A 14,436-nucleotide genomic window follows, 5' to 3' on the forward strand; every position below is an offset into this window, starting at 1 on the left:
TTATTGGGGTCAGACCCCAAAGCCAAATCAATCTGTTGCATTTTTGATTTCTACTACAATCACCATAGTAACCATTGTGACGATCAACATGGAAGATATAACCATGAACATATGGAATCAACTCCTTACCAAGTGATGAATCCTCTGGATCCTGGTGGTGAATTCTGGATCATGTCGAAGAGTGGCAAGGCATAGGCCATGACTATGAGAGCCAATGCAATACAGACCCATAATCCCCAGTTTTCCAAGAACTTAGCAGTATGGGAAGTATCACTTTCCGCGATTGGAAATTCAACAAGATCTTTTTCATCTTGTACTTTTGGAGCTACAAACATCAAATTCGCAACAATATAAACTAATAGCATGGCAGAAAAGAATAATATTGTTCCGCCAACAGCCATTGTGACATGATTTGATAGAATTCCCTGGAACCATTCGGCTGCAGATTCGTTGCCGTTGTATCCAGCGTAGGCTGTTCTACGTGGTGCCCCGAGTAATCCCAGTAAATGTTGAGCAGTAGACATGAGCAACATTCCTATTGCCCAAGTACCGATTTGAATATGGGCAAGTTTTTGCAGATGCTTTGGAAACTCCCTACCTGTTAAATAGGGGATCAGCCAGAAGGTTACACTCATAAATGTCATAGCAACTGGCGTTCCTACTGTAATATGGAAATGTCCTACAACCCAAAGTGTGTTGTGCACAAGCTCATTCAATTGGAAGCTGGCATTGATAATTCCGCCTGCACCGCCGGGAATAAAGAACAGCATGGCGATAAAGAGGGAAGAGAATCGTACATCTTTCCAAGGAAGCTTTCTTAACCAACCAAATAATCCTTTTCCGCCTTTATTTCTTCCGGAGATTTCAAATGTAGCGAACATAGAAAAGGCAGTCATCAATGTTGGAATAACCACCATAAATGTCAATACGACCTGTAGAAACTTCCAGAAACTGTCGATCCCTGGCTCAGTCAACTGATGGTGGAAGCCAACAGGGAATGAGAATAAAATGAACAAAATAAATGAAAATCTTGCAAGTGAGTCACTGAAAACTTTTGTACCAATAATTTTTGGCATAACGACATACCAAGCCATATAGGCTGGCAGCAGCCAGAAGTATACGAGCGGATGGCCGAAATACCAGAATAAAGAACGGCTCAATTCAACGTTGATCGTATCTGTCAATCCAAATGCCCATGGAAGGTACTGGAAGACAACTGTTGCAACTACACCTAGACATGCAATGATCCACAGAAGCAGGGTTGCCGTAGTCATATAAGCGAACAGCGGGCTGAATTGTCCTTTGTTCTTTTTCTTCCAAGCGAAAAAATGTCCAAGAAGTGCAAAGCTGGTAAACCAAGTACCGATAATGAATAAGGCCAATCCTAAGTAATACCAGCCGCTTGCTTTCAGCGGAGCATAGAATGTATAAAGTACTGATGCTTTTCCTGAAATGATCATTACCGTTGCCATTGTAGTTCCAATTGCTGTAGTCCAAAGGCCAATCCAAGCAAATAGACTTACTTTCGGACCAAAGGCACCCAGTGTTTTACTCATGCCGGCAATCAGGAAGGCAAAGATAAAGAAAGCAGTAAAAATAAGAGCTAATAAAACGCCATGTGCTGTCAAGATTTGGTAGTAATCCAGGAACTTGGGAAGTTGCAAGGAGTCATTTCTGACGAAAACTTGAAGCAAACCACAAAAGGTTCCGATGATAAAAGCAATATAAGCAATCCCGATATTCCATAATGCAAGCTTTCTGTCTTTTACTGCAATCATGGTTCATACACCTCAATCTCTGTAGACATATAATGATGGCCAGATCCGCAATACTCATTGCAAAGAACTAAGTATTTTCCAGGTTTATCAAAAATATAGCTTTTATAGGTAATTCTTCCTGGTACGGCCATCATATTCACTTTCGTGTTGTCAATGGTAAAGCTGTGTACTACATCTGTACTCGTTAAGGTAAAAATGATTTCTTTTCCTACAGGAACTTTTATATCTGGAGGATCATAGCCGAACGCTTGAGCAACCACTACGACTTCATACCTGTCTTCATCAATCTGTCGTACACCAGGTTTGTTAAAAGGAGCCTGTTCAGTGACTTTCTCCGGATCAACCGTGTCCATACCACCTGCAGGCAGGCATAAAACGGAATCCTTTCCCTCCGCAAAGGCGGTGAACCCGACGATGCTTAAAAACACGGCAAGTGATAAAATACCGAAAATCAACCAAACTTTCTCATACTTATGAAAATGCATAAAGACTCACCTTCTTCTCTTTTTATCTGGCAACATAAAGGAAATATGTCGCAAACCACATAACGATAATTATAATTCCAACGCCAAAAACACTGACAAGCGTTCCTTTCAGATTTGGCTCCGCACTATGTTTGTTTTTAGCCATATTGACACCCTCCAATGTGCTCATTATTTACTTAAATCGTACTCCCACTGATATTTTGTCACTGTGATAAAAGTCACACTTCAACCCATTTTCACAGGACCTTCATAAGTACTTCAAAATTTAGACAAAAAGAAAGAGCAGACTATCGTTGAGTTGCCTTATTTGGTGCTTTTTAGTAACCGGATATCTGCTCAAATAAACTTGCTGCAAATAAAAAAGGCCACGACATGTGTCGTGGCTTTGATATTAGGGCAATTCCTATTATGTGAAAAACAAAATATTGTAAGATATTCAAAACGATTGCAGAAAGTCCAGATTCGCGGGGAAGCCTCTGTTTTCATGCTAATTTAATTCGCTAATCCATCCTGCAAATGTCCACAGGACAGTTTTCACAATGAATTTCGTCCTTTAGGTATTGAAGGTTGTGGATAAAAATTTTTCCGTTATCCATTTTAATAATTCCATCATTCTTTAAGCTATTTAACAAACGGTTGACAACCTCGCGGCTCATTCCGCAAAAGTTGGCTAATTCTTGGTTTGTAAGCGGAAGATCAATCAGGATACCATCATTTTTTTCAATCCCATAACTGTTAGTCATACGGATCAAGGTTGAATAAAGAGCTCCTTTTTTTCCATGCAAAACCAGATCACGGAATTTGGACTGAGTTTGTTGCTGTTGAGTGCCCATCATTTTTAAAAAACCAACGGTAAGGCCCGTGTCAAGAAGGAGCTTCTCCTCCAAATCTTTTTTTCCAATTTTTACAACGGAGCAGTCTTCAATTACTTTCGCTTGGACTCTATAGGTGGAAAGCCCGCAAAATAGACGGATTTCGCTTATATAATCTCCTTCACTGCAAATACGAAAGGTGATTTCCCGCCCGTCTGGGGTAATTTTTCCAATTTGGACCCTTCCGGAACGGATATAGAAAATACTATCGGCAAGATCACCTTCGCGGAACAAAAAGCTGCCTTTTTTAATCACTTTTTCTTTATGTTCAATCAAAAGGAGATCCTTCAGATCTTCTGAATAATCGCCGTTCATGGAGGTCCTCCTTCTATCATTTAAAAAATGCGTTTCATTTATGTTAATTATAACATGCAGGCGGAAGAATCCATATTGAATCTGTACTTTAGCCATACCAAGAATGATAAAACATCTAGATTGCCATGAAGGGGATGAAAATACCAGAATACTCTGTATTACAATCAGCTCGACTAAGTATAAAGGGAGGGACGTTTCCGCAGAAGATTTTTGTGATAAAATTCACAAGAGAGGCTTTACTGGCTATAGTTCAGTTTCCCTTGGTACTGGGGCTTGGTGAGGCTCTGAAGTAAGAAGTCGCATATAAAATAAGAGGATTTCAATGCTGGGGGTAGGGTAGTTATTGGTCAAAGAACCACATACTTTTTAGTAAGTGACTGTAGAAGCTATTTATGAGAAAAAAAGATATAAATAGCTTCTTGGATTTAAAATTTGAGGTGAAAATATCATGTGAATGAATTTCAACTGAATCAGTTAAAGGAAATCTTACTGCCCGTATGATAATCCCTAAAGAACGGTGACCTTGAAAAATTCAGTGGAATAGTTGTTATATTATATTGCGCTGGAATGATGCCTATGGAGAGTGTTTGTCTTTATTAATGAGGAAGGATAGGATTTTTAAAAATGAAATATTAATGTCGGGTTATCCAAAATTTTTTGTTTGTTTTGAAAAGTAAAACTCGACAAATTCCTACTATTTTCGTCAGGATTTACTCCCTCTTTTTAGGCTAGTTTCGCGAGTTTTGCTATAAAATGGGCTCAATTTTCATTGGCGGTTTAACGTAGAATCTAAAAGTTCAATTTACTGTTTGTACTCTTCATAAGGGAATGAATAGTAGTTTAGCCCGTCTAGTTTTTAATTGTTTTACTGGCGATAGATTCTCTTGAAATAATGTCGAAAATGGAAAGAAAACAAATTTGTATACATGTACACAAATAAAAGCATCTTGTTTACTTCACACGTATACATGTATACAAAACAGTAAACATATTGATTTAACAGGATGTGTACAATTTAAGTAAACAGGTATACAAGTAAACGATACACGTGTACAGAAAAACAATAATGAAAGCATTATTGACCGCAATAAGAAATTCAGGTAATCTTTAATCATACTTATAGAAATTTCCAATTGGTAGTTTCGCAAAAGAAAGGATGATAGTTATATATGGAAAAAACAAGACTTGCAGCGATTGATGTTGGAAATGATTCCTTAAAAGGTATCTTTGGTGAAATGGAGCATGAGATCAATATCCCCAATATCATTGCAAGAGATGTAGAAGACCGTCCGATTATTGGATTGGAAGAGTTGGACAATCAAGAACCATTAGATGGATTACATATACGTTTACACTCCCCTTCATTACAAGACAATGGAGCAGTTTACCGTGTAGGACATTTGGCGACGCGGAGCGGGAATGCTACAGAGTTAGATCCGGGAAGTAGTAAATCGGAAGAAGATCAGACACTGGTTATGTTGTTTGCAGCGCTGGCTCTTGACGCGGTGCGTGAAGAGAATAAGAAGGTGTTCAAACGCAGTAACAATGTTGTTGAAGCAACTTACAGTTTAGGCACTGGGCTTCCTTTAAGAGAAGTGAAGGAAGGAAAAGACGTGGGTTACCGCTCTAAATTGCTGGGTTCTGTACACCAGATAGAGTTTTTGGTCACTCCAAAATATCAGGGGATCAAAGTCAATATTAAATTCGAAGAAGTAAAGATATACCCTGAAGGTTTTGCTGCCTTCATCAACTTAGTCATGGATAATGATTTAAAAATCATCAACAAGGACTTGATTGACAAAAGAATCATCATCCAAGATATTGGCGGCTTATCAACAGATATTGCTGTCATTAAGAATAGGAAAGTGGATGATGACCGTGCGCAGGGCTTCAACCTTGGTGTATCTGAATCCCTTGATGCAATTCGGGAGGAGATTCGTTCAAAATATGGTGTTGAACTCGACAGCCGGAGGGATGTTGTAGAGGTCATCACGAAAAAGAATGATAGAAACCACATCATGGTCAAAGGTAGCCGGACGAGCGTCCATGAGATTGTTGACCGCATTCTCTTGGAACTGGCTAAAAAACAATACCGCCACTTAAGAAATGTTTGGCAAAGAAACTCTCAAACAGAGATTGCTTACTTTATTGGCGGGGGTTCCATCGTTTTGAAAGATTATTTGAAGGCATTAAACAATAATCTAGATGGGTACAATATTGACTTTTTTGAAGATGAAAAAGAAAGTGTTTGGATGATGGCAAATGCATACTATAAGCTGATCGCCGATTTTGCTAAAAAGAATCAAAAAGAGATAAAAGAAGAGAAAAAAGCGGTTAAAAATTAATAGGGTGATACCATGAAGGAAACGGGGATGAAGAGGGGGCAACCAATCACATTCAGGATCCCTTCCGATACGCCTGACCACATTTTGAAGCAGCTGCAAAGATTAAAAGAGACAGAGCGGAGAAACTTCTCGAGCAAAATTGCTTCCATCGTAATGAGTGGAGTCAGCGAAACTTTGACAAAGCAAAGGGAGACGCTCACGATTCCGCTGCCACGAGGGCTGACGAAGGAACAGCGCGACTGGCTAAAGCACGAGCATTCGGAAGCGTTGCTCGGAAATATCGTTTACCAATTATTATCCGATCCTGTTAGAGCTGTATCCATCCTTGCATCACTCAACAGCAATGCGCTGGAAATCGACGATGCTCTGTACTTGCAGGAGGAAGCAGCAACGATAGAAGAACATGGTGAAATGGAATATCCTGAGGAAGATCAGTTTACAGTCAGTAACAGCCACTCATCTGATGTGGACGATTTAGATGATCTTGATTGGGGTCAAATCAAAATGGATGAAGAATCCCAGGATGCGGAGGAAGACGAGTTAGAAGATGATCCATTGGCGGATTTTCTGGCGCAGATGAATAAATGAGAGAAAATGAAGATCATTCTCTTGTTAGGCTGTCGAATATTTCGGCAGCCTTCTTTATATTTCTTTCATTACTTATACGAAAAATAGAAGGCAAGTTCCTCTTCTTGTTTGTTCATTAAAAAAAATTGAACATATTCTTAAAATACTTCAAATGTACTTAACGTGTTTAGCTGGTTATAATTTTTTTATAAATAATAAGTTAGCTAAATACAGGAGGTTTTCATGAACAACAAAGAAGCGGTAGTCAATAAAAGGTCCAATCAAAGGTTCCCTTTTTATAGATTTAAGGGAACTCACCATGAAATTGGCTTACAGCATGGTGAAGCATGCAGGGGCTTAATTGAGCGCCATCTATATCTGGCAGTTGAAAGGCTTCAAAGGCAGCATGATATAGCTTTGCCAAAAATATTGGAGGAGACACTGAAATATAGAAAATACGTAAAGGAGCACTCTCCTTTTTTGGATGATGAGATTGTCGGGATTGCTAAAGGAGCAAATATTTCCATTGAAGAAGCCTATTTGCTTCAGGTACGAGCAGAAATTAATCGTTGTTTCAAGACAGACAATGAGTGTACAACTTTTGCAGCGGCTCCTGAATCTACAAAAGAAGGTACTACCATTATTGGTCAAAACGCTGATCTTCCGGAATTTTATTCTTCTATATCCATTATAAAAGAAGTAGAGCCGGAAGAAGGAAAAGCCACATTAATGTTGACTCCCGCGGGCCAAGTGTCTTACATAGGCATTAATAATGCTGGGATGGGTGTTTTTGCAAATTTTCTAGAATGTGAGGGATGGAGAGAAGGCTATCCACGCTACCTGTTCTCTAGGTTTGCATTGACACATGACTGCGTAGAAGAAGCAGTAAAGGACCTTCGAAGTCTTCCTCGTGCCTCATCACGTAATTTAATCATGTCCGATAAAAATGGAGTAATAGCAAATATGGAAACAACGGTTACGGATGATGCTCTATTAAAGCCAAAGGACGGGATTCTGGCACATGCCAATCATTATCTCTCTAAGGAATTGTTGAACGAAGAACGGTCTAAAGGTTACCTTTTGAATAACTCTAAAATACGGCAACAGCGAATGGAGCAATTATTGCTAGAGAAAAAAGGCGAAATAACTGTGGAGATAATGAAAGAGATCATGCGGGACAGAGAGAACTATCCGAACTGTTTATGTCAAGCTCCTGGGGATGAGAGCATGCAGGCACCTGGAGACAACGGAGGGGATATTGTTACATTTGCATCAGTAATTGCTGAACCTGAGGCGGGAAGAATGTGGGTTGCAATGGGGCCGCCAAATGAATATGAGTACCATCTTTATTCCTTTACACGTTGAATAAATAGTTGCTATATGGAGGTGGTGAAGTTTACCACTTTCTCTAAATAAAAGCAGTATGCCAAGTTTATTTAAAAATGTATTCGCTTGCAATTAAATGAAAAGGGGATGAAGTAATGAGAGCAAGTAAAATGGTATGGATGGTATGTATATTATCCATTATTGCTTTGGTCGCCGGCTGTAAATCAACCAACACAAATTCAAACTCGGATTTCGATATGGATAAAGAATTAATTGTGGCCTATCCTAGCCAGCCGCCATCCTTGGATACTCATACCAATACGACAACTGCAACGTCAAATATAGGAAAGAATATTTTCGAATCATTAGTTACTATGGATTCTAATTATGGTGTGCAGCCAATGCTTGCTGATTCATGGGAATTAAAAGAGGATGGACGCGTTATCGAATTTAAACTGCGTAAGGATGTCAAATTTCATAATGGGGAAACAATGACAGCTAAAGATGTTGTTGCCTCAATGAACCGGTGGCTTGAAAATTCTAGTTCAGCGGAAGAAACATTTGATGATGCCTCCTTCTCAGAGATTGATGATTATACAGTTAAGTTAGAAATGTCACAGCCGACCTCAACTGCTTTAGTTGTACTTGCTTATTCTGGAGGCGAGTTAGCGAGTATTATGCCAGCGTCTGTTATTGAAAACATTAAAGGGGACAAATTAACTGAATTTATAGGGACTGGGCCTTTTCAACTTGAGTCTTGGCAACAGGATCAACAGATTCATTTGAAGAAGTTTAAAGATTATTCAAGTCGAGAGGAAGCATCTGATGGATTGTCAGGAAAGAAGGAAGCTCTAGTTGATGATTTGTATTTTAATTTTGTAGCCGATTCCTCTACTAGACTTGCTGGAATACAGTCCGGAGAATACGATGTGGCACATAGTATTCCGTATGATAGCACGGATCAACTTAAGAGCAATCCTAACGTCAAATTATATTCTTCGCCAAATACAATATTGAACATTTACTTGAATAAAAAGAAGGGCTTGTTTTCAGATTTAAGCGCAAGGAAAGCGCTTGCCACTGGTATAAACAAAGAGGCTATTTTAAAGGCTTCCTTTGGTAATTCGGAAAATTACGAAAAAACTCATCATATGATGATGTACCATCAAGAAGGTCAGTGGTCCAGCGATATCGGGAAAGAAGAATACAACATTCATGATGCAGAAAAGGCCAAGGAACTATTTAAAAAGGCTGGGTACAATGGGGAAACTCTTAAAATAATGGCTACCAGAGATTATGAATATGTGTATAGCTCCGCCGTTGTTTTGCAGGAACAATTAAACCAAATGGGAATTAACGCTGAAGTGGAAGTCTATGATTGGCCTACTTTTGTAGATAAACGGGACAACCCGGATAATTATGATATTACGATCATTCCTAATACTGCGAAGCCGGAGCCATCTTCTCTTGCGTTTATGAGATCTGATTTTACTGGTTGGACAGACAGTGAAGAATTGAATGAGATTTTGGAGGAGTTTCGCAGGGCTCCATCATTGGAGGAGGCCCAAAAAAAATATAATGACTTACAGGCCTGGTTTATCGACTATATCCCAATCATTAAAATTGGCGATGTAAATTCTATCTATGCTTCGAGGGATAATATTTCAGAAATCGAATATGTGGATGGGGCTATTTACTGGAATGTCACGAAATCCAAATAATTACTTTTTTATAAAATATATGTAGTTTCAAGCGCTGGATAATTTACCAGAATAGTTACAGCTTTTCTTTTGATACGTGCTTCATATGCCACTCTATTGAAAAAGAGAGAGTCCCCGATCACCGATTTAAATGGAATGATCGGGGTGCTTTATTAAAGATTTGGGGGGACAGACTTTGTGGTCATATATATTAAAAAGAACTTTATCCTTAATCCCAATACTGTTCATCGTGTCCCTAGTGATATTTTTCATTATACATTTAACACCGGGTGATCCTGTTTCCTATATGTTGGGAGATGAAGCGACTGAAGAACAGATTAATAATGTACGTGAAGAGATGGGGTTAAACCAACCTATCTATCAGCAATATTTTCATTGGATTACAAATGTACTGAAAGGAGACTTTGGGGTCTCGTTTCATATGAATACAACCGTTTTAGAAGCTATCTTTTCCCATGTTACTCCTACTTTGTCTCTTGCAATTTTTGCCCAGGTGATTGCATTGTTCATTGCCATTCCACTTGGAATTATCGCCGCTATTAAGCGGGGAACGATTGTGGATCAGGCAGTGATGGGATTATCACTACTAGGTATGGCTGTGCCAAGTTTTTTATTGGCTCTCTTTCTAGTTTTGTTGATCGGAGTTCATTTGCAATGGCTTCCCATAGCAGGATATCAGCCTCTCAGCAGCGGGGTATGGAATCACCTAAAATACTTAATCTTACCTGCAATATCATTAGGTTCTATTCAAGCGGCCCTTATTGCTAGGATGACACGCTCCTCTATGCTTGAGGTATTGAACAACAACTATATTAATATGGCGCGTTCAAAAGGAGTTAGTGAGAGAAAAGTTATCTATAACCATGCTCTTCATAATGCGTTTCTCCCTATCTTAACTGTAATCGGACAGACATTTGGTGCATTGGTAACCGGAGCAGTTATCACGGAAACCATTTTTAATATTCCTGGATTAGGCCAACTGATCATTAACTCAGTAGAGAGAAGAGACTACACTGTCATCCAAGGAATCGTTCTATTTGTGACTTTTATATACGTCATGCTGAATTTATTAATTGATTTGCTATATGGTGTTGTGGATCCACGAGTTCGCTTGGATGAAAAATAATATTTATTTTTGTAAGAGGGGGCGTGAGTTTTGAATGGATCTGAAGCAAAGGAAATGCTAACAGCAACAAAGAAAAAATTGATCAATGAACAACGGTCTCTTTTAAAAAGACGGTTTTTTTCAAATAACTCCATGATGATAGGTTTAATTATTTTAAGCTTTTTAATCACTATTTGTTTGGTCGGCCCTGCTATTACAAACTATACTCCATTTGAAATGGACGTGGAGAAGAGGTTAGATGGCCCAAATTCCATCTATTTGCTTGGTACTGATAATTATGGCAGAGATTTATTGACCAGGATTATTTATGGAGCTCGCGTTTCAATGGGAGTAGGTTTTCTGGTAGCTTTCATCACCTCTATGCTAGGGGTAGTTATGGGCCTGTATGCCAGCTATTATAAGACACTGGATCACATCCTTATGAGAATCAGTGACGGTTTGATAGCTATACCAGGTATTTTATTCGCCATTGCCTTAATGGCGGCTTTGGGCCCTCGTACAGAAAACGTTGTTTTAGCCTTAAGCATTGTATTTACACCTTATGTAGCACGGGTTGTCCGATCGGCGGCCCTAGTTGTCAAGGAACAAACGTATATTGAAGCAATGAAAGCTCAAGGTGCTAGCTCAACACGTATTATTTGGAGGCATATTGCGCCAAATGTATTATCTCCGCTTATCGTGCAGGCAACATTCATTTTTGCAGATACGATTATAACAGAGGCGGGATTAAGCTTTCTAGGAGCTGGCGTTCCAACACCAAATCCAAGCTGGGGAAATATATTGTATGATGGGAAACTTGTCATATTTAATGCATGGTGGATGACAGTTTTTCCAGGGATTATGATTATTATGGCTGTAATAGGGCTGAATCTTTTAGGCGATGGAATAAGAGACATCATGGACCCGCATTATAAAAAAATTAGATTCAAAAAGGCATTTAGATTAAAGCTTAATAGGGGAGAAAAGAATGACTGATATTCTTTTGAAGCTGGACAAATTAAAAACCCATTTTCATACAGAGAGAGGCATGGTAACGGCTGTTGACGGGATTACCTTTGAAGTAGGTAAAGGAGAAATCGTCGGTTTAGTTGGTGAATCAGGTTGTGGAAAAAGCGTGACGATACAATCCATTCTCAGATTATTGGACGAAAGGTCAGTCGTATATGAAGGGGAAGTGAACTATAAGGAAAAGAATCTGTTGAATTGTAACAAAAGGGAAATGCAACAGATCCGAGGCAATGAAGTCTCTATGATTTTTCAAGATCCATTAAGTTCATTAAATCCTGTACAAACTATTGGCCGACAAATCTCGGAGCCCATAATGATTCATCAAAAAGTATCTAAAAAGGTGGCAAAAGAGGAAGCTGTAAATTTATTGCGATTGGTTGGAATCCCTAATCCAGAAGCGAGGATCAATGAATATCCGCATCAGCTTTCAGGTGGTATGCGGCAAAGAGCCATGATAGCAGTTGCCCTCGCATGTAAGCCTTCGCTTTTGCTGGCTGATGAACCAACTACTGCGTTGGATGTTACGATACAATCCCAAATATTGAAGCTAATGAAAGATCTAAATGAGGATCTGCATATGGGAATCATTTTTATTACTCATGACCTTGGAGTGGTCGCAGAACTATGTTCAAGGGTCATTGTTATGTATTTGGGGGAAGTTGTAGAAGAAGCAAGTGTTCAGGAATTGTTTACCCGCCCTTTACATCCATATACACAAGGCTTAATCCAATCTATACCGAAAATTGACGGTGACCGCTCTGAGGAATTACATGTCATTAAAGGGACTGTACCTTCATTATCTCAGGTTCCTGAAGGTTGCCGTTTTGCAAACCGCTGTTTATATGCGAGTACAAAATGCTTTGATGCTCCTCCTCCTACATACACAGAGACCAATTCACAAAAAGTGAAATGCTGGCGCTATAAGGAGATCCAGGAAATGAAGGAGGTGGCTCCTCATGAAATTGAAAATGCAAAATGAGTATAAAGAAAGAGTTATAAATAAGAAGAATAAACTGCTGGAAGTAAAAAATTTAAAGAAACATTTTCCCGTGAAACAAGGGTTTTTAAATATTGGAAAGAAGCAGATGTCAGTAAAAGCCGTAAATAATGTTACCTTTGACATTTATGAGGGTGAAACATACGGTTTAGTTGGTGAATCGGGATGTGGAAAAAGTACAGTCGGACGAACATTATTAAGATTAATAGAGCCTACTGATGGGCAGGTTCTTTATAATGGCCAGGATATTTTAAATGCATCTAGAAAAGATATGCTGGATATTCGTCAGAAAATCCAAATGGTATTTCAAGACCCTTATTCTTCTCTTAATCCCAGGAAAAGAATTGGGAAAATTATAGAAGAGCCTTTGATTATTCACAAAATGGGCATCGCTAACGAGCGTTCTGATATCGTGATGGACACCTTAAGTAAAGTGGGCCTCCAATTAGAGCATTATTATCGGTATCCGCATGAATTCTCAGGTGGGCAAAGGCAGAGAATCGGACTTGCTAGAGCATTAGTGCTGAATCCAAAATTGTTAATAATGGATGAGCCTGTTTCGGCGCTAGATGTTTCTATTCAATCACAAGTCATTAACTTACTGAAAAAATTACAAAAGGATATGTCCTTGGGCTATTTGTTTATTTCACATGATATGAGTGTGGTTCGATATATGGCTGATCGGATTGGTGTGATGTACCTGGGAGAATTGGTGGAAGAAGCGTCAACAGAAGAACTATTTGCCAACCCAATGCATCCATACACCAAAGCCCTTCTTTCAGCAGTCCCCTCTCCAGATATTGAAAGGAAAAAAGAAGAAATTGTGCTTAAGGGGGAGCTGCCTTCCCCGATGAACCCGCCAGCAGGCTGCAAATTCCATACTAGATGTCCGTTTGCCCAAAAGGAATGCAAACAAAGTGCTCCTGAAAAGCATAAGATCACCGAAGGTCACTATGTAGCATGTCACCTATATAAAGAATAGCAACGAAAACTCTTAACACCACCTATTTTAAACCACATTTTATAACAACGGTGGAGCTGATTGGAAATATTCAATCAGTTTTTTTACGATAACAAGTTCTTTGGATTCATTACTGCACATAAGCCATGTGTTGATTGTCATGGGAGTGCCGTCTTTAAACACGATGTTTTGCTGATGAAAGTCATCCTGATCATTAAGGAAGATGCTAGGAATGATTGCGTACCCATATCCGACCTTAGCGAGAGCTTTGACCGTTTCATAATCATCGATTTCTGTATTTATAAGTGGCGGTGTCTCAAAATTCTCATACCACCATGACTCGATTCTTCGGTTAAAATTTGAGGGATACTTATAGTGAATCCGAGGGACTTTCGGCAAATCGTCGAAATGAATTTTGTCTTTTGAGATGATGCAAATATTCTCAGTTTCAATAAGGTATTTGTATCCCGGCCAGTTAAATTCACCGCGTACAATACCAAGGTGGATTTTCTCAGCAGACAGCAGTTGGAAGATCTCTTTTGTTAGTCCCGCATTTAGATGTATTTTTACTTGAGGGTACATATTTAAGAAATATTTCAAAACTTCAGGAAGCCGATATCTTGCGTAAATTGTGGAAGCGCCGATTCTTAAAGTTGCATTGATATCCAAAAGGTAATCTTTAAGTAATTGTAATTCTGTAATTTTTTTATTGGCATATTGAACTAAATGTTCACCTTCAGGAGTGAAGTATATTTGTTTACCATTCTTTCTTAAGAGAGGAACGCCAAATTTTTGTTCTAATTGCTGAATTCGGTAAGTAAGGGCGGGCGGCGTAATAAACAATCTTGAAGCCGCCCGTCCTAAATTCATTTCTTCATGTACATACTTTAATAAATAGCAATCTTTTTCATCCATTCACATCACTCTTTTTCTGT

Annotated in this window: 13 protein-coding genes; 8 read left to right on the forward strand and 5 right to left on the reverse strand. The window is 39.0% G+C overall.

Features of this window, described 5'->3' with window-relative positions; translation table 11 throughout:
• Positions 1–125: 125 nt before the first annotated feature.
• From H9631_RS10235 to H9631_RS10250, 4 genes are all read right to left on the reverse strand, one after another.
• Entirely contained in the window at positions 126–1,778 is a 1,653-nt protein-coding gene (locus H9631_RS10235) for a b(o/a)3-type cytochrome-c oxidase subunit 1 (RefSeq protein WP_191812443.1), read from the reverse strand.
• Entirely contained in the window at positions 1,775–2,263 is a 489-nt protein-coding gene (locus tag H9631_RS10240; RefSeq protein ID WP_191812445.1) for a cytochrome c oxidase subunit II, read from the reverse strand. The genes H9631_RS10235 and H9631_RS10240 overlap by 4 nt, the downstream gene beginning before the upstream one ends.
• Before the next feature lie 22 nt (positions 2,264–2,285).
• The gene (locus tag H9631_RS10245; protein ID WP_191812447.1) at positions 2,286–2,408 is read right to left on the reverse strand and encodes a cytochrome C oxidase subunit II; all 123 of its coding nucleotides are present in this window, start codon (positions 2,406–2,408) and stop codon (positions 2,286–2,288) included.
• A gap of 355 nt (positions 2,409–2,763) precedes the next feature.
• On the reverse strand, positions 2,764–3,450 hold the full coding sequence (locus H9631_RS10250) for a Crp/Fnr family transcriptional regulator (RefSeq protein ID WP_191812449.1): 687 nt from the start codon (positions 3,448–3,450) through the stop codon (positions 2,764–2,766).
• Positions 3,451–4,619: 1,169 nt separating this feature from the next.
• Between H9631_RS10250 and H9631_RS10255 the strand changes: the two genes are divergently transcribed.
• From H9631_RS10255 to H9631_RS10290, 8 genes are all read left to right on the forward strand, one after another.
• Positions 4,620–5,795, forward strand: coding sequence for a ParM/StbA family protein (locus H9631_RS10255; RefSeq protein ID WP_191812451.1), 1,176 nt, complete (start codon positions 4,620–4,622; stop codon positions 5,793–5,795).
• Between the two features lie 27 nt (positions 5,796–5,822).
• Positions 5,823–6,383 carry a hypothetical protein gene (locus H9631_RS10260; protein ID WP_404801729.1) on the forward strand — a complete coding sequence of 187 codons (561 nt, stop codon included), beginning with the start codon at positions 5,823–5,825 and terminating at the stop codon, positions 6,381–6,383.
• 222 nt (positions 6,384–6,605) lie between these two features.
• A complete protein-coding gene (locus H9631_RS10265; protein ID WP_191812455.1) occupies positions 6,606–7,727 on the forward strand; it encodes a C45 family autoproteolytic acyltransferase/hydolase in 1,122 nt (373 codons plus the stop codon).
• Between the two features lie 116 nt (positions 7,728–7,843).
• Complete coding sequence (locus H9631_RS10270) at positions 7,844–9,409, forward strand: ABC transporter substrate-binding protein (protein WP_191812456.1); 1,566 nt, start codon at positions 7,844–7,846, stop codon at positions 9,407–9,409.
• Positions 9,410–9,584: 175 nt separating this feature from the next.
• On the forward strand, positions 9,585–10,535 hold the full coding sequence (locus H9631_RS10275) for an ABC transporter permease (RefSeq protein WP_191812458.1): 951 nt from the start codon (positions 9,585–9,587) through the stop codon (positions 10,533–10,535).
• A 54-nt stretch (positions 10,536–10,589) separates the two neighbouring features.
• Positions 10,590–11,510 (forward strand): ABC transporter permease, encoded by a 921-nt coding sequence (locus tag H9631_RS10280; protein WP_191812512.1) that lies wholly within the window; start codon positions 10,590–10,592, stop codon positions 11,508–11,510.
• The gene (locus tag H9631_RS10285; protein ID WP_191812460.1) at positions 11,503–12,522 is read left to right on the forward strand and encodes an ABC transporter ATP-binding protein; all 1,020 of its coding nucleotides are present in this window, start codon (positions 11,503–11,505) and stop codon (positions 12,520–12,522) included. Before H9631_RS10280 ends, H9631_RS10285 begins: the two co-directional genes overlap by 8 nt.
• A complete protein-coding gene (locus H9631_RS10290; protein ID WP_191812462.1) occupies positions 12,500–13,522 on the forward strand; it encodes an ABC transporter ATP-binding protein in 1,023 nt (340 codons plus the stop codon). Before H9631_RS10285 ends, H9631_RS10290 begins: the two co-directional genes overlap by 23 nt.
• 39 nt (positions 13,523–13,561) lie before the next feature.
• On the opposite strand, the gene H9631_RS10295 is transcribed toward H9631_RS10290, so the two are convergent.
• Complete coding sequence (locus tag H9631_RS10295; RefSeq protein ID WP_191812464.1) at positions 13,562–14,416, reverse strand: LysR family transcriptional regulator; 855 nt, start codon at positions 14,414–14,416, stop codon at positions 13,562–13,564.
• Between the last annotated feature and the right edge of the window lie 20 nt (positions 14,417–14,436).

Source organism: Bacillus norwichensis, assembly GCF_014836955.1.
Lineage (GTDB): Bacteria > Bacillota > Bacilli > Bacillales > Bacillaceae_C > Siminovitchia > Siminovitchia norwichensis.